Source organism: Enterococcus sp. DIV1307a, assembly GCF_050537425.1.
GTDB classification, from domain to species: domain Bacteria; phylum Bacillota; class Bacilli; order Lactobacillales; family Enterococcaceae; genus Enterococcus; species Enterococcus faecalis.
In genome coordinates this window covers 2,161,060-2,177,903 of the sequence record NZ_CP172914.1, presented here as the reverse complement: position 1 = coordinate 2,177,903, position 16,844 = coordinate 2,161,060, and the positions used below count along the sequence as shown (strand labels likewise).

The following is a 16,844-nucleotide window of genomic DNA, read 5'->3' as shown; positions in this document are numbered from 1 at the left end:
ACTGGCAGGTAGTCTCGTCAAAAGATGATGCTCCCTGTCTTTTTTCTTGCGTTAAGAAAAAAGTTTGTTAAAAATCTAATTCTTCTGTCCGATTTTCTTAAAAAATACCAGAAATTTGTTATAATAATAAGAAGGACTTTTTTAGGCGGTGAAAAAATGAAATTTTTACATACAGCAGATTGGCATATTGGCAAAAAATTACATGGTTTTGATTTATTGGCAGAACAAAGGGAAGCCTTTGAACAAATCTTAGCAATTGCGAAAGAAGAGCAAGTGGATGCTGTTGTAATCGCTGGAGATTTGTATGATCGCTCTGTTCCAGCAGTTGAAGCAGTCGAGATTTTTAATGAAATGATGATTCAAATGAATCTCAAAGAGCATTTCCCCGTGTTAGCTATTTCGGGAAACCATGATAGCAGCACGCGTTTAGAAACAGGAGGCCCTTGGTTTAACCAAACGCAATTTCATTTGAATACGCGTTTAGAACAAGCCTTTCAACCAATTGAAATCGACAATACCCAATTTTATTTGTTGCCTTATTTTGAACCGATTGCGGCTCGCTTATATTTTGAAGATGAAACGATTCGAACGATTCAGGCGGCGATGGAAAAAGTTGTCGCGAAAATGCAGGAATCTTTTCTCCCCAACAAAAAACAAGTGTTAGTTAGTCATTTTTTTGTCGCTGGCAGTGAAAAAACTGATTCTGAAACAAAATTAACAGTGGGTGGTTTGGATGTTGTACCGACGGCTTTGTTAGATCCTTTTGATTACGTCGCGTTGGGCCACTTACATGGAAAAAATGCGTTGCAGGCACCTAATGCTCGATACAGTGGCTCGCCTGTAAAATTTTCTTTATCAGAAATGACACAAGAAAAGGGTGTATGGCTTGTTGAAACAGAAACTGAAGTTCATTTTCAATTCCGTGCTTTGAAACCATTGCGAGACATTCAACAATTGACGGGCTCGTTTCAGCAGTTAACGGATCCCGCTTTTTATCAAGAAGTGAATCGGGAAAATTATTTACATGTCCAATTAACCGACCGAGCGATCATTCCCAACATGATGAATCAATTGCGAAAAATTTACCCCAAAATTATTGGGCTGGAACGTTTGAATGGTCGAGAAACAAGCAGCGGAAATCAGAAAAAAGTGGTACAAATAGAACAACGCTCACCTGAAGAACATCTGCATGACTTCTTTAACGATGTGACAGGAGAGGCCTTGACAGAACAACAAGCACAATGGGTCCAAGAAGAACTGAGTACACTTAATCAATTAGAAAGAGGGAAGTAATAGGATGAAACCATTATCTTTAACATTGAAAAACTTCGGACCGTATATTAATGAAACCATTGATTTTACGAAGTTTGAAGATTCTTCACTTTTTCTAATTAGTGGAAAAACAGGGTCTGGGAAAACAACGATTTTTGATGGAATGAGCTATGCTTTGTTTGGTGAAAGTTCTGGGAAATTACGTTTAGGCAAAGAAATGCGTTCCACATTTGCTGACCCCTCAGAAGCCACTGAAGTTACTTTGCTTTTTAAACATAACGAGTATCTCTATGAACTGAACCGCCTTCCCGAACAAGAACTTTTTAAAAAACGTGGCACAGGAGTCCGTAAACAAAGTGCCAAAATTTCTTTAATTGTCAAAGATGCTCAAGGGAAAGAACTACGAGCCTATTCTAAAAGACGTGAAGTGGACGAACTCATTCAAGAATTATTGCATTTGAATGCCAATCAATTTGCTCAAATTGTATTGTTACCACAAGGAGAGTTTCGGACTTTTTTAATTGCTAAAAGTGATGAAAAAGAAAAGGTTTTGCGTAATTTATTCGGAACAGAATTGTATCAGTTGTTCAGCGAAAATTTAAAAGAACGCTTAAAAATTGCCAATCAAGAGATTCAAGAAACCCAGCAAAAAATTGAACTGAAAACAGAACAGTTGCATTGGTCAGAAGAACCTGAACCGACAATGACACTTTTTGAAAAACTTCAATTATTAGAAAGCCAACAACAAGAGGCTCAGCAACAACTATTAGTTGAAAGAGAACAAATTACAACCTTAAAACAAGCCAAACAAGCAAAAGAGCAAGTTCGTTATGCTATTGAAGAACGACAAAACTTGCAACAGCAAAAAGAAGAATTATTGGAAAAGAAAACAAAACAAGCTGAACAGGAAACCGTCATTGAGCGGTTAGAGGAACAGATTCAGCAATTAAAATGGAGCCAAAAACAGCAATCTTTAGCTGAAAAAGTCTTTGAAAAACGAAGTGAAAAACAACAAAAAGAGCAAGAAACAAAGTCCAAACAACAAGCTCTTATGGAAACGCAACAAGCATTGACAGATTGGCAAGCAATCATGAGTGAGTTGGAAGAACAACAACCATTGATTGCTGAAAAACAAGAACGTTTTCAAACGATTCAACGTCAATTACCACAATACCAAGAATATGAACAGTTAGCCCAACGACAAATAGCAGAACAAGCCAATTATCAAGCCATTCAAAAAGAGTATGAATCTTGCCAACAGGAAAAAACAACATTAGCGGATAAAGTGGCAACAGCCAAACAATTTATTGAACAAGAAGGAACACTTGAAAAAGCAAATTTTGAATGTTCTAGTGTAGCAGATCATTGGCAAAATTTTGTAGAACGTTGGCAAAAAAATCAAAAAGCTTGGCAAAAAATTAGTCAAAACCAAGGGGAATTGCACGAGTTGACACAACGGTTTGCTGTTGAACAGCAACAAAAAAGCGCCGAAGAAGCGAAGTTGCAGACAAAGAAAAGTCAATGGGCCTCTTTACAAATCCAACGATTAAGCTTGTTACTTGAAGAGGGGGAACCTTGCCCAGTTTGTGGCTCTTTAGAACATCCAAAGCAACAAACTCATCAAGAAGTTTCCTTAGAAGAGATTAATCAAGCGGAACGGGAATTAACGGAAGTTGAAAAAACGGTACAACGATTTACTGAAACGCTCTCTGCATTAGGGGCGGAAAAGCAACAGAAAGAAAGCCAATTACAAGAACAGGAAGCTGCGTATACTGAGGAACAAGAACAATTAGCAGCGCAGTTTGCTGACTTGCAGTTGCCGTTAACAGGACTAACTTTTTCACAAGTAACACCTGCAGAAATTGCGGAAGTTGAGTCGCAATTAGCTAAAGAAAAACAACAAATAGCACAAAAACTAACGGAAATTTCAGTCGAAAAGGACCATCTAGCGGAACTAGAAGAACAAGTAGCTGAAAATTCCCAACGCTTTGAAGTGCTCCGACAACAAGTAGAAACAATGCAACAAAGTCTGGAAAGAATCACTATCCAGCAGCAAATGATTGCTAGCCAATTATTGGATGCAACCGTCACATACGAAGAAATGACTAAACGACAAGCTTTGCTTCAAGAAGAACTCTCTGCATTTGAACGTCAAAAAGAAAACGTGACGACACAAGGAGAAACCTTGAAGAAAGAAGAAATGATCCTTGAAAGTACGTTGACTCATTTGGAGAAAGAACAACAAACACTTCAACAAACAGTCGCACAACTTGAGAGTCAGTTAAACGCAGTTTTAACGGAACAAGGAGTGACAGAGGACCAATTGACGGAGTGGTTGAAAGAGGTACCGACACTAGAAAGTCAGCAAGAACAAATTGCTTTATTTGAACAAGAGCAAACCCAACTGACTATCCAACTCGCTGAAATTGAGAAAAAATTATCTAGTGATACGTTCCCAGAATTATCTTTAATCACCACAGAAATTGAACAAATAACACAACAAATTGAAGAACAAGAAAAAAAATACTATCAACTGCATGAAAAAATGCTGAACAACCAACAGTTGGTTCAAGAAATTAATGCGCAAAGAACAACAATTGAAGACAAATTTGAGGAAGTTGCTGCACTACAACAGTTGGCAGATACGGTGAATGGCAATAATCCTAAAAAAATTAGTTTTGAACGGTATATGTTACAAACGTATTTAGAAAGAGTGCTGACAGTCGCTAATCAGCGTTTAGACCGCCTGACCAATAGTCGTTATCAATTTGAATTGAATCACGAAGCAGGCAGTTATCGGAATCAAACGGGGCTAGAAATCAATATTTATGATGACAATTCAGGGACGGTACGCAGCGCTCACACGTTATCAGGCGGGGAAAGTTTTATAGCAGCGTTAGCTTTGGCACTTTCTTTAGCAGAAGTGATTCAAGAACAAGCAGGCGGAGTCTTAATTGATGCGTTGTTTATTGATGAAGGCTTTGGTTCCTTAGATGAAGAAGCATTGGAAATGGCAATGGAGGCGTTAGAAACGATTGAAAATGAAGGCCGCATGATTGGGATTATTAGTCATATTGGCGAATTAAAAGCACGAATTCCACAACAATTACAAATAAAAAGCAATGGGAATGGTCAAAGTACCGTTCACTATCAGCTAGCTTAGTAGAAGAGGAGGTGAGTCGATGAAATGGAGTATTCCAGAGCGAATCGTTGAACAAGGACGCGAATATATGCAAGAAGGCCGGGTCTTATCTATCGTTCAAAATCCAGAAAAAAGGATCTGGTTGTCTGAGGTTTTAGGGGAAGAACTTTATCTTGTTGAATTGGATGGTACCGCCAAAGAACAAGATGTTTGTGAATGTCAATATTGGATGGAACATGGCTATTGCAAGCATACAGTGGCAGTTGAACTGGCACTGAAACAACGAGGCGTGTCAAGAATTATTCAAGCGAATCAAACAGTCAGTTTTGAGAAAACAAATCGATCAACAGCTGAAATGTTTACCAAAGGCTTTGCCAAATTAAGCAAAGCTTCTGCCGAAGTTCCCTTGCAGCCTTTACGTTTAGAATTTCATTTAGATGTGATCGAAACGAATAATTACTATCCAGAATTATCAACGATTGGTCTTTCTTTAAAAATTGGTTTAGAAGGCACCAAACCTAAAACATATATTGTGAAAAATATTGGTGATTTTTTACAAGCATATGAAAAAGAAATGACTTTTATGGTGAATAAACAACACCAATTTACTTTGCTACATGATTCTTTTTCAATGGAGATTCAAGAAATTTTAACAGAACTTGCGGCAATTTATCATACCAGCCAATTATTAGGTGCAAACGGTATTCAAGTTAAAGGGAAAATCGACAAACGTTATCTATTATTACCAATTGATCGCAGTCAATCGTTAGTTGAAAAAATGAATCGAACGGGTCAGTTTATATTGACCAATCAAACTCATAAGTATCGCTATCTAACGTTCAAAGAAACCAGTTTGCCACTTACGTTTACAGTGCAAAAAACCGAGGAACAAAGCTTCAAATTAACTATTCAGAATCCTATTACAACGTTTCTAGCCCACTATCACTGGGCGATTGCGGATCAAACGGTTTATTTACTAACAGAAGAGCAGGAAGCCATCTACACCACGTTACTTCAATTAATGAAACGCTTGGAAGAGCCGTCAATTATTTATGAAAAAGAAACAGTTTCTGATTTATTTAGTGAAGTGTTACCATTATTGGAAAAAATTGGTCGAGTGTCTGTTGAAGAATCAGTTGAAGAATTAGTCGTCCATCATCCTTTAAAAGCAGTCTTTATTTTTAAGAAAATTAAAGGTCGGATTAACGCTCGGATTGACTATCACTATGGAGAAGTCATTTTCTCGACAAACCCGAAATATGCTCAATTACCTGAAGTCAATCAAGAAATCGTTCGAGATAAAGCAAAAGAAACAGCAATTAAGCAACAATTTCAACAGTTTGCCTATCAGCAAACAACCACAGGCTTTGAAAAAGTCTTACCTGCTGGGGAGTCCTTGTATTATTTCTTTAAAGCCGAAGTACCAGCTTTCCGTCAATTAGGAGAAGTTCGGATGGGACGGAAATTACGGGAATTGTATTTAGATGCCCAGCATCATCAACCAACGATTGAAGTTGCGGAAGGGGATTCTTGGTTGGATATTCGGTTTGATGTCACTGGCATTGATGAAACCGAAATCGATGCAGTATTGACTAGTCTGCTACGTAATGATGCTTTTTATACGTTAAAAAGTGGTGAAATTCTTGCTTTTGACTCAGAGGAATTTTTCCATACAAGTGCAATTTTAACGAAGCTTCGAAAAAATATGCATCAAGAAGACAATGTCATTCATGTGCCCAAAAATCAAGGTCTCATGATCGAAAGTTTATTAGAAGACAACGAGCGGGCACATTTTTCAGATTCCTTTAAAAAAATGGTCACGGATTTAACGCATCCAGAAAACTTTGAAGCGCAAGTCCCCAAATCCTTACAAGCAACGTTACGCCATTACCAAGAAACAGGGTATAAATGGCTGAAAATGCTTAGCCATTATCAATTTGGCGGTATTTTAGCTGACGAAATGGGTTTAGGGAAGACACTGCAAACCATTACCTATTTACTTTCGGAAAAAGAAGAAGAGCGCTTGAAAGGGACAGCTTTGATTGTCGCTCCTGCAAGTTTAACCTATAACTGGTTAGCCGAAGTCAAACGTTTTGCGCCAACCTTAAATGTTCAAGTGGTTTCTGGCAACCGCCAAGAACGAGCAGCGCTTTTACAAAATAGCACCGAAGATATTCTGATTACTTCTTATGCAAGTATGCGACAAGATGTTCAGCTTTATCAGGAAATGCGTGTCGGCTATTTGATTTTAGATGAGGCCCAAATGGTTAAAAATAGTGGGACTAAAACGGCGCAAGCCTTAAAAAGTTTAAAAGTACCCCAACGTTTTGCATTAAGTGGCACACCAATTGAAAATAATTTAGATGAACTGTGGTCAATTTTCCAAATGATCTTACCGGGATTGTTCCCAGGCAAAAAAGCCTTTCGAGAAATTAAGCCGGAAGAAATTGCCAAAATGATTCAACCATTCATTTTACGACGAGATAAGAAAACGGTGCTCGCAGACTTACCAGAAAAAATTGAAAATAATATGTACAGTGTCTTAACAGAAGAACAAAAAACGGTTTATTTGGCCTATCTAAAACAAATGCAAGCAGATGTCAGTCAAATGGATCAGGCGACCTTCAAGAAAAATCGTATGAGTATTTTAGCAGGCTTGACCCGTTTACGACAAATCTGTTGCGATCCGCGTTTGTTTATTGAGGATTACACAGGAGGTTCTGGCAAAGTGGAACAAGTCAAAGACTTTTTAGTGGCTGCCAAAGAAAACAATCGTCGGGTTCTATTATTTTCTCAGTTCACAAGCATGCTTTCTATCTTAGAAAAAGAATTGAATGAATTAGGTTTAGAGACGTTCTATTTACGAGGAAGTACGAAGCCTCAAGATCGGTTAACGATGGCGAATGCCTTCAATGAAGGAGAAAAAGATGTCTTCTTAATTTCATTGAAAGCAGGGGGAACCGGACTAAACTTGACTGGTGCAGATACAGTTATTTTATACGATTTATGGTGGAATCCCGCAGTCGAAGAACAAGCGGCTGGTCGGGCGCACCGCATGGGACAAAAAAAGGTTGTTGAAGTGTGGCGGATGATTGCAGAAGGAACGGTTGAAGAAAAAATGAATTCCTTACAGCAAGAAAAACGCGAGCTGTTCCAAAAAGTGATTCAAGGAAATGAAGAGCAATTAGCGAAAATGACGGAAGAAGATATTCGCACAATTTTAAGCATTGGGGAATAGCCGTTCAACTTAGTTGCTATCTTATTTAAAGAGAAATGGAGTAATTCGTTTGAAACAAAAAGAATATATGGAATATCGGCCGCTAGGTGAAGAAATTGAACGGATTCGTAAAGGAAAAAATATTCCTCTGCGTGTCTTTGATGAAAATGGTGTTTCTAGTCGAAATTATCAACGCTTTGTCCAAGGAAATAGTGAATTGCGTATTTCGGATTTAGCCATTATTGTCGAAATCTTGTCTATTTCGCCGATGGAAATGACAGAAAAATTAACGCCAATGTCCAAAACAGTTTTAGCTAAGGAGCAGTTTAATCAAGCAATCTTTAGTAAAAATTTTCAAGAAAGTAGTCGAATCGTTGCAGATTATCGGGCGTATTATGATAAATCGTCTTTTGCTTTAGGAAAGCAAGAAGTAATGTATTCGATGTTGGCGTTGGAATATCTTTTTAATCCTCAAACGGTTGTGACAAAAGAGGAAATTATTGCATTAGAAAATCAGATTCTGGAACGATTAATTAATGCCGATGTGTATACTATTTTTAATTTGAAATTTTTAGCATTACAAAAAAACGTTGGCTTGCAGCCGTTTCCAACTTCGTTACTTTTTCGTGTACTACAATCTGTCAATGAGCGGGAAATTATTGATATTCGCTCACTAGAAATTATCGAGCAAGTAATTATTGATTTTTTATTTGCGGCGATTGTCAGCCAAAATGTTCCCCATATTCTTCATGTATTAAGCATGTTTAAAGAATATGAAGTGGGTGAAAATAACTGGCGAATGATCCTCTGGAAAAAAATAGCAGAAAAAATAGAAATGATTTTAACCAATGAAGAAATATTCGCAGATTGGGCAATCTTTAAAGAACAAATCCTTTTATCTATCACATTGTTTTTACCAAAAGCCAAACAAGAATTTTTTGCTGGGCAATTGGAAAAAATAGAGGATAGTTTAAAAGAAATAAAAGAAAATTAGGCATAATTGAGAATTTGTCATAATAAATTCTGGTTGTGTTTAGCGACAAAGAGCGCCAAATAGGGGTAGAAAACCCTATTTGGCGCTCTTTGTCTTGTCTATACAAATTAATTTGGACAGTTTGTCGTAATTGAACCCATTTTCAGTTGATATTCACTATAATTAAGAAAATATCAGGAGGTGAAGTTTATGAAAAAAATGTGCATCTCCGCAGTTAGTGCCTTACTTTTGGGTAATAGTTTGCTACTTCCTGTAACAACTTTCGCCGAAACGACCGAAACAATCGCATCCTCCAGTGAAGAAAATGTTTCATCTGTTTCAGAAGAAAAGATTCCAGAAACTTCATCGGCAGAAGAGCAAAATTCAGCAACCAGTTGTTCGGAGATTCCCCAATCAGAAGAGTTAACGACTGTTGAAACAAGTGAAGAGCCGCCAAATGAAGCACTAGCGATAACGGAAGCACAACTGATGATGCCCCAATTATACGCAGGTGCTGTCTTAGATAAAGCGACGCCTATCAGTACACTATTTCCTGATCCAGCCTTTGCGGAAAATATCAGAAAACAGTTAAGCAAATCTCGGACCTCTAATACTGTCACCCAAGCAGAATTGGATAAACTGAATAAAGTTATTTTAGAAAATGTCGTTGTTTCTAATGTGGAAGGAGTTCAATACCTAAGAAACTTAGAAGAATTATCTTTTCAAGATTCGCTCAATGTAACAGATTTGAGTCCTTTTGCTAAAGGTGAATTTAAGCTATTACGTTTTTTATATATGAGAAACAATAAAATAGCTGATCTTAGTCCGTTAGGTCAAGCAGGATTAATTAGTTTAGAAGGCTTGTATGTTGAGAACAATCAATTAACGACATTAAATGGACTTGAAGGAATGCCTGCTTTAAAAAATTTAAGTATCCAAAATACGACAGATCATCCGTCAAAAATCACGCCGAATAATCGAGTGACTTCCTTCGACCCGCTTCGTTCTCTTCGTAATTTAGAAACCATTTGGGCTGCCAATAATCAGATTGCTACTTTAGATGGGCTTACGGAAGCAAATAACCTACTCCGTCTTTATGTGGAAAATAATCAATTAAAAACAATTGCGCCCTTGGCGAATAAACCACGTCTAGAAGAGTTGAGTATTATGAATCAAACGATTACTAGTCTGGAAGCTTTAAGCACTGTTCCTAATCTGCGTGTACTGTATGCAAGAAACAATCAAATTTCTTCCTTGGCACCGTTAGAGAAAACACTCAATCTAACAGTTTTAGATGTGGGAGAAAATCAAATTTCAGATATCAGTCCGTTAAAAGGTTTAACGGCCATTACAGGGCTAGATGTATCTAATCAAATGATTATCTTATCTTCTGTCGATTATATTGCTGGGAAACCCCTGCAATTAAAAAATAAGGTGGTATCTCGTGATGGTCAACTATTTCCACCGCTGACGATTAGCCCTTATGGAAGTTACGATGCCACAAAAGGACTGTTTGAATGGAAGTTACCCAAAACTCATGAAGGCGTTTCTTATATCTGGGAATCAACAGATAAAGCATACTTAGGGAACTTTTCTGGAACAGTCGTCCAACCTGTCAAAGAAGTTTTCTTAAGTGAAACGAAACTATCTTGGTCAAAAGAGCGTATAGAAAAGTCGATGGAAAAAACAATCGATATTGATGACTTTCAAAAAACAGCCCTGCCTTTTTATTGGCAAGATGTCGATGCTGGGAATAGATTACAATTTATTGTCAAAAAAGAGGGCCAAGAAATCCAGAAATTAGCAGATGAAACAACCACTAATTCTAAAACATTTAAGGAAAAAGCCTTGTTATTACCAGAACTAACTTATGGAAAACAGCAGTTGGTCGTGGAAGTCTATGATAAAGGCTACAAGATTGATGAATTAGCGCTAACAGTCACTGTGGTTGGCTCTGTCAGGTTCAAAACGGTACCAACAGCGATTTCCTTTGGGAATGAGCTACAAATCGCTAGTAGTACGACCCAATATCCAATTGTTTCCATGGATCAACCATTAGTGATACGAGATACTCGTCAAACGGGGAATAATTGGTCGCTTGCACTAACCGTTACTTCTGATTTCAAATCTGAATCAGGTGCTACATTGCCAAATGTTTTAAAATTTAGAACCAACCATCGCTTACAGGACATTCCAGAAGGCCAATCGATTCTTGTTCACAACCAAGTCAATGGACACCAAGAAACAAATATTTCTGATCAATGGAAAGAAAATGACCAAGAGTTGTTATTATCTGTTCCTGGAGGGACGGCCAAAGCAGAAGAATACGAAGCAAAACTAACTTGGCACTTGATGGACGTACCTGATGGCAGTGCAAAATAGGGGGTGAGTCTTATCAAAAAAATAGTTAGCGGCGTATTGCTATTAGGATTGATTTCATCAGTTGATGTATTTGCTGAAACAAATGCCTATCCGACAAATGCAGAAGTTTCTTTTTATGGCGAGTATGAGCCACCAGCCAACAAAGAAAAACCAGATGGTAAGATACCACAGCGTTTCCCCAAGCAGTCGGAAGCAATACCAGCAGTGAGTGGAGAATCATTGAAGCATTCAACAAGTAAAACGGTTGATCAAAAAGGCTCAGGCTTCTTACCTCGAACTGGTACTAAACAGAAACAAATGTTTAATTATCTCGGAATAATAGTCATCTTTATGGCTAGTTTTATTTTAAAAAAAAGAAAGAAGGAACAATAAAATGAAAAAAATTATCTTATCAACAATCCCCGCTATCACTTTAGGCGTGGCTATTGCACCAGAAGTGAATGCAGAAGAAAAAAACTATGAATCAAATGCCATCGTAGAATTTACACCGGATGCCTCTATCAACAAACCTGTCGATCCAGTGAATCCAGATACCGAAAAACCTGTTGAACCCTTTGATCCAACGACACCAGACACAGGCAATAAGCCAAATGAAGGAACAACTGGTCCACTAAGTATCGATTATGCTTCTAGTCTAGACTTTGGCAAAAATAAAATTTCAAATAAAGATGAAAAATATTATGCAAATCCACAATACTTTTTCTTGGCAGACGGTTCTGGTCCTGATTTGACTAATCCTAAACCAAATTATGTACAAATTTCCGACAAACGCGGAACGAATGCCGGTTGGGCCTTAACAGTTAAACAAGAAACACAATTAACAGCGACAAAAGAAACATTAAATAAAGTTTTAGACGGTTCAGAAATTAAATTAAGTCAAAACAAAGCAGTGTCTAATTCCAAAGCAGTCACACCAACTGCGCATGAAGTAACTTTAGTAGCTGGCGATTCATCAAATGTGATGTCTGCCGCTGAAGGTCAAGGTTCTGGAACTTGGCTTAGTGCGTTCGGTGGGATTGAAAAAGTGGAAGTTGACGGTGAAAGCGTAGATAAAAATACAGCGATCACATTAACTGTACCAGGAGCAACACCAAAAGATGCTGTTCAATACAAAACTGTTTTAACATGGACAATCGCTGATTTACCAAGCGTATAATTATTGAAACTATAACAATAGAAGAGAAGGAGCACTAACATGAAAAAAATGACCATCGCAAGCAGCTTAATTTTAGCAACCATCGCGGTAGGCACACTACCAGTTCAAGCAGAGGAAGTGGCTAATCGCGACACAGATGCTATTGTAAAATTTAAAGCACCAGATGAAAAAGATCCTAACAGCAAAAATCCTGTAGTGGATCCAGAAGACAAAGACGGCAAAGATCCTGTGACACCTATCGACCCAGTAAATCCTGACAAACCAGTTGATGAAGGTTCTACAGGCCCCTTAACCTTGGACTATGCTTCAAGTTTAAACTTTGGTGAAAATATCATCAGCACAAAAGATGAAATCTATTTTGCATCAGCACAAGTTTTAAAAGATAAAAATAATGTTGAAAAAACGGGTCCATTATTTGCTCAAATTACAGATAATCGTGGAACTTTAGAAGGCTGGACTTTATCTGCAAAACAAAATTCTGCATTTACTTCTGCTACAAAAGGTCAGACACTTGAAGGAACTGAAATTGTCTTTCAAAATGCTTCAGCTGTGACAGCAGGACAAAGCGCTGCACCAACAAGTTTAGCGAGCGTAACTTTTGGTACAGTGGGTGAAAGTCATAACGTGATGGTAGCTGCAACAGATCAAGGTGCTGGGAAATGGTCATACTTATACGGCAATGCTAGTTCAATTGCTGAAGTTGACGGCCGTCAAGTAATGAAAGATGTTCAATTAAAAGTGCCAGGTAAATCAGTTAAATTAAATGATGCCTACAAAACAACAATTACTTGGACATTAGCTAATACGCCAGTATAAAAAGAACATTTTTGGAGAAAGGAAGAGGGGAACTCAGCCTTTCTCCTTTACATAGAAATGGAGTGTAGAGCGAAATGAAAAATAGATATTTTATTCTGATGATCCTAAGTTTTTATTTCTTTGCTTTTGGGATTGAAACCTCAGCAGCAGAATTACGATTTAGTGTTGAAACAGAAATTCCAGAAAACCAAATAGATAAAACAAAAACATATTTTGATTTAATGATGAAACCAGACCAAGAACAAATTTTGAAAGTTCGAGCGGCCAATAGTACAGATGAAAATTTAGTGATTGATGTTAGTGTGAAGTCGGCCACAACAAACAGCAACGGAGTGATTGAATATGGTGAGTCGTTGACAGCTTTAGATAAATCTGCACCAGCAGATTTATCAGAAATCATTCAACTGAAAGACGGCGGTGAGAGTGTTGAATTGCCTGCTAAAAGTGAAAAAGTAGTTGAATTGCGAGTGAAGATGCCTAAAGAAGAGTTTTCAGGGCAACTAGCGGGCGGGATCACGTTTAGTGAAAAAGTCGATGAAACGAAAGACAAGCAAAAAGAAAATACAAACGGCTTAGCAATTGAAAATCGCTATGCCTATACAGTAGCTGTTTTACTTCGAGAAAATGAAACAGTTGTGCAACCTGAATTGTCTTTAGAGAAAGTTGAACCGACGCAAAGAAATGCGCGCAGTGTTATTTCTGCAACACTGCTAAACCATGAAGCAGCCTATCTTCAATCAATGAAAGTAACGGCAAATGTTAAAAATAAGAAAACAAATAACGTTATTTTAGAGAAAGAACAAGAAGATATGCAAATGGCGCCCAATTCAATTTTTAATTTCCCTATTCCTTATGAAGAAAATGAAATGGAAGCTGGGACGTATGTATTGGCAATGACTGTGGAAGGCTCAGGAAAAAAATGGCAATTTACGAAAGAATTTACGATCTCAAAAGAGGAAGCAAAAACATTTAATGAGAAAGATGTAACCGTCAAAAAAACGGAATCTAAACTTATTTATCTCTTAATCGGTTTATTGATCCTTTTATTGATAATCTGCCTGTTCATCATTTTACGTCTGAAAAAACAAAAAAATAAATAAAAAAAGCCGTTCTTCAATTTGAAGAACGGCTTTTTTTTAAAGATTAAATAATTTCTCCACAGTCGGACAAAGTTCGGTGAAACAAGTGACTTCTGCAAGGTGTGATGCAGGTTGGCAACTTGGTAGTTCACGAGAGCGGTGGTTAAACCAAAGAGAATGCCAGCCACCATTACGTGCGCCTACAATATCATTGTCATAACTATCACCAACATATAAAGTATGTTCAGGTTCCATACAAAATTGATTACAGGCTAAATCAAAAATTTCCTTTTCAGGTTTTTGAAAACCCGTACTTTGAGAAATAATGATATTTTGGTTTGGAACCCATTTTTCAAGATTCAATTGTTTAACTTTTTTAAATTGATGGTCTGTTGGACCATTTGTAATAATCCCCATCGGAATTTCTTTCTCTTGTAAAGTATCAAGAAGCTTAGTAACTTCTGGATGCATCGTAATATTATCCAATTCTTCTTCATAAACTTGTTGGAAAATTTTTCCTTCTTCTTGTGAAATTCCTGGATAGTTTAGATCCTTTAATGTTTTATTCATCCGGAAAAACCGCATGAAATCTAGGGACCATTCATTGGCTAAAACTTTCGGAAACGTTTCATCGCTGTGGTGTCTAAAACGAAGATACAATTCATGCATATCCTCTGTCGCAACGTTTGGGAAAATTTTAGTCATCGCATTTCGAAAGGGTTGTTGCTGATCGTACAGCGTGTCATCAACATCAAAAACAATGGTTCTCATTTAACAAGTGCACCTCTTAACTTTTTTACAAAACTTTTCATATGTTATATTGTAGCCGATATTTTCACAAATAAATAGAGTATTTTTCACTGTATTTCAAGGTTTTGTACAGAAATCAAAGCCTTGCGGGAAAAGACAATTATAGTTATTTTTACCGAAAAAATGGAAACGATAAATGAAAAGTTTGTGAAAATGATTTTGAGTCAAAGTTACTTAAATAACACGTGTTCTGATAGAAGTTAGAATTTTGCAAGAGACAGTCTTTTTCCGTATAATGAATGAGAATGAAGGGGGAGAGTTAAGGAGTTATGTTAAAGCGTTTTTTTGGGTATTATCGGCCGTATCGTCGATTATTTATTTTGGATTTTGGGTGTGCCGTTTTTGCGGGGCTGTTAGAGTTGGCTTTTCCAGTAGCAGTCAACCAAGTAATTGATAAGATTATGCCAAAAGGAGATTTTCGCCTCATTGCATTAGCTAGTGCGGGCTTATTTGCATTTTATATAATCAATACGTTTTTACAATTTATTGTGGTTTATTTTGGTCATATGTTAGGCGTGAATATTGAAACAGATATGCGTGAAGAATTATATCAACATCTTCAAACACAACCGTTTGAGTATTATGATAATCAAAAAACAGGGAAATTAATGAGCCGTTTGACCACTGATCTTTTTGAAATTTCGGAAGTGGCGCATCATGGTCCAGAAGACGTCTTTATTACGATTATGACGTTAGCAGGTTCTTTTTTATTAATGTTAACCATTCACGTGAAATTAGCCATCGCTACGTTTATTTTATTGCCATTTATCACGATTGCGCTAGGCTATTTTAATAAAAAAATGACAAAAGCGAATACGGATATTTACGATAATTTAGGTGAATTTAATGCTGGGATTGAAGCGTCAGTAAGTGGGATACGTGTCACGCAATCTTTTGCAAATGAACCATTTGAACGAAAACAGTTTAATTATTTAAATCAAATGTATCGAAAATCGAAATTATATTTTTATAAGGTGATGGGTGTCAGTTCCGCCTATAATTACTTATTAATTCGTTTGATAAATTTATTTTCATTAATTTTTGGTGCGTATTATACAATTAAAGGAGAAATTACAGAAGGTCAGTTTGTAGGATTTATTTTATTAGCCAATATTTTTATTCGGCCGATTGAAAAAGTCAACAATATGATTGAAAGTTATCCCAAAGGATTTGCTGGTTTTAAACGTTTTACGGAAGAAATGGACAAACAACCGTCCATCAAAGATTTGCCAGGAGCTGTTGCTGTTTCGCATTTAGAAGGAACGATTGCCTATAAAGATGTTTCATTTGCTTATGAAGATGGCACAAAAGTTTTAGACCATATCAATTTAAAAATTCAACCTGGTGAAACCGTTGCTTTCGTTGGACAAAGTGGTTCAGGAAAAACGACCTTGTGCAATCTGTTGCCTCGTTTTTATGAAGTGAGTAGTGGTGAAATTACGATTGACGGTAGAAATATCCAGCAAATGACCTTGGCTTCATTACGTAAGCAAATTGGAATTGTTCAACAAGATATGTTTTTATTCCCTGGAACATTACGAGAAAATATTGCTTATGGGAATTTAAATGCTACAGAAATAGACATTCAACAAGCGGTGAAATTAGCACATTTAGAACATGTATTTCAGCTAATGCCAGATGGCTTGGACACAATTATTGGCGAACGTGGCGTGAAATTATCGGGCGGTCAAAAGCAGCGAGTGGCAATTGCGCGAATGTTCTTGAAGAACCCGCCGATTTTAATCCTAGATGAAGCGACTTCTGCATTAGATACAGAAACAGAGCAAGTGATTCAAGAGTCATTAAACTCGTTAGCTGATGGGCGAACAACATTAATTATTGCCCACAGACTGGCAACGATTAAACATGCTGATCGAATAATCGTAGTGAGTGACCAAGGAATTTTAGAAGATGGAACACATGAAACTTTGTACGCGCAAAGAGGCCACTATCGTCGGCTGTACGATGCTCAATTTAGAACATAAAAACCCGCGAAT

The 16,844-nt window shown here is 37.2% G+C and carries 11 protein-coding genes; 10 read left to right on the top strand and 1 reads right to left on the bottom strand.

The annotated features are described in order from the left end of the window. The first annotated feature begins 156 nt into the window (after positions 1 to 156). The 9 genes from IGL90_RS10495 (at position 157) to elrE (ending at position 14,058) form a co-directional block, all read left to right on the top strand. Entirely contained in the window at positions 157 to 1,293 is a 1,137-nt protein-coding gene (locus IGL90_RS10495) for an exonuclease SbcCD subunit D (RefSeq protein ID WP_048737900.1), read from the top strand. Between the two features lie 4 nt (positions 1,294 to 1,297). Continuing rightward, on the top strand, positions 1,298 to 4,435 hold the full coding sequence (locus IGL90_RS10490) for an SbcC/MukB-like Walker B domain-containing protein (protein WP_048737902.1): 3,138 nt from the start codon (positions 1,298 to 1,300) through the stop codon (positions 4,433 to 4,435). Positions 4,436 to 4,454: 19 nt separating this feature from the next. After that, positions 4,455 to 7,652 carry a DEAD/DEAH box helicase gene (locus IGL90_RS10485; protein ID WP_002356465.1) on the top strand — a complete coding sequence of 1,066 codons (3,198 nt, stop codon included), beginning with the start codon at positions 4,455 to 4,457 and terminating at the stop codon, positions 7,650 to 7,652. 67 nt (positions 7,653 to 7,719) lie between these two features. Then, on the top strand, positions 7,720 to 8,625 hold the full coding sequence (elrR, locus tag IGL90_RS10480) for an Rgg family transcriptional regulator ElrR (RefSeq protein WP_048738012.1): 906 nt from the start codon (positions 7,720 to 7,722) through the stop codon (positions 8,623 to 8,625). A 189-nt stretch (positions 8,626 to 8,814) separates the two neighbouring features. After that, entirely contained in the window at positions 8,815 to 10,986 is a 2,172-nt protein-coding gene (gene elrA / locus IGL90_RS10475) for an enterococcal leucine-rich protein ElrA (RefSeq protein ID WP_048737904.1), read from the top strand. A 3-nt stretch (positions 10,987 to 10,989) separates the two neighbouring features. Further along, the gene (gene elrB / locus IGL90_RS10470) at positions 10,990 to 11,358 is read left to right on the top strand and encodes an LPXTG anchor domain-containing protein ElrB (RefSeq protein WP_048737906.1); all 369 of its coding nucleotides are present in this window, start codon (positions 10,990 to 10,992) and stop codon (positions 11,356 to 11,358) included. Between the two features lies 1 nt (position 11,359). Beyond that, a complete protein-coding gene (gene elrC / locus IGL90_RS10465; RefSeq protein WP_002384097.1) occupies positions 11,360 to 12,142 on the top strand; it encodes a WxL domain-containing protein ElrC in 783 nt (260 codons plus the stop codon). A gap of 39 nt (positions 12,143 to 12,181) precedes the next feature. Further along, the gene (gene elrD / locus IGL90_RS10460; protein ID WP_002362542.1) at positions 12,182 to 12,958 is read left to right on the top strand and encodes a WxL domain-containing protein ElrD; all 777 of its coding nucleotides are present in this window, start codon (positions 12,182 to 12,184) and stop codon (positions 12,956 to 12,958) included. Positions 12,959 to 13,032: 74 nt separating this feature from the next. Beyond that, entirely contained in the window at positions 13,033 to 14,058 is a 1,026-nt protein-coding gene (elrE, locus tag IGL90_RS10455) for a transmembrane protein ElrE (protein WP_002376547.1), read from the top strand. A gap of 36 nt (positions 14,059 to 14,094) precedes the next feature. Here the strand turns inward: elrE and IGL90_RS10450 are convergent, their stop codons facing one another. Further along, the gene (locus IGL90_RS10450) at positions 14,095 to 14,808 is read right to left on the bottom strand and encodes an HAD family hydrolase (RefSeq protein ID WP_048737908.1); all 714 of its coding nucleotides are present in this window, start codon (positions 14,806 to 14,808) and stop codon (positions 14,095 to 14,097) included. Between the two features lie 308 nt (positions 14,809 to 15,116). Between IGL90_RS10450 and IGL90_RS10445 the strand changes: the two genes are divergently transcribed. Then, positions 15,117 to 16,832, top strand: a complete 1,716-nt coding sequence (locus tag IGL90_RS10445) for an ABC transporter ATP-binding protein (protein WP_048737910.1) — start codon at positions 15,117 to 15,119, stop codon at positions 16,830 to 16,832. The last annotated feature ends 12 nt before the right edge of the window (positions 16,833 to 16,844 follow it).

What these genes read in the sequence shown, in the direction of transcription:
- IGL90_RS10495 (WP_048737900.1), top strand. Translation starts at nt 157, where the DNA reads ATGAAATTTTTACATACAGCAGATTGGCATATTGGCAAAAAATTACAT.
- IGL90_RS10490 (WP_048737902.1), top strand. Translation starts at nt 1,298, where the DNA reads ATGAAACCATTATCTTTAACATTGAAAAACTTCGGACCGTATATTAAT.
- IGL90_RS10485 (WP_002356465.1), top strand. Translation starts at nt 4,455, where the DNA reads ATGAAATGGAGTATTCCAGAGCGAATCGTTGAACAAGGACGCGAATAT.
- elrR (WP_048738012.1), top strand. Translation starts at nt 7,720, where the DNA reads ATGGAATATCGGCCGCTAGGTGAAGAAATTGAACGGATTCGTAAAGGA.
- elrA (WP_048737904.1), top strand. Translation starts at nt 8,815, where the DNA reads ATGAAAAAAATGTGCATCTCCGCAGTTAGTGCCTTACTTTTGGGTAAT.
- elrC (WP_002384097.1), top strand. Translation starts at nt 11,360, where the DNA reads ATGAAAAAAATTATCTTATCAACAATCCCCGCTATCACTTTAGGCGTG.
- elrD (WP_002362542.1), top strand. Translation starts at nt 12,182, where the DNA reads ATGAAAAAAATGACCATCGCAAGCAGCTTAATTTTAGCAACCATCGCG.
- elrE (WP_002376547.1), top strand. Translation starts at nt 13,033, where the DNA reads ATGAAAAATAGATATTTTATTCTGATGATCCTAAGTTTTTATTTCTTT.
- IGL90_RS10450 (WP_048737908.1), bottom strand. Translation starts at nt 14,808, where the DNA reads ATGAGAACCATTGTTTTTGATGTTGATGACACGCTGTACGATCAGCAA.
- IGL90_RS10445 (WP_048737910.1), top strand. Translation starts at nt 15,117, where the DNA reads ATGTTAAAGCGTTTTTTTGGGTATTATCGGCCGTATCGTCGATTATTT.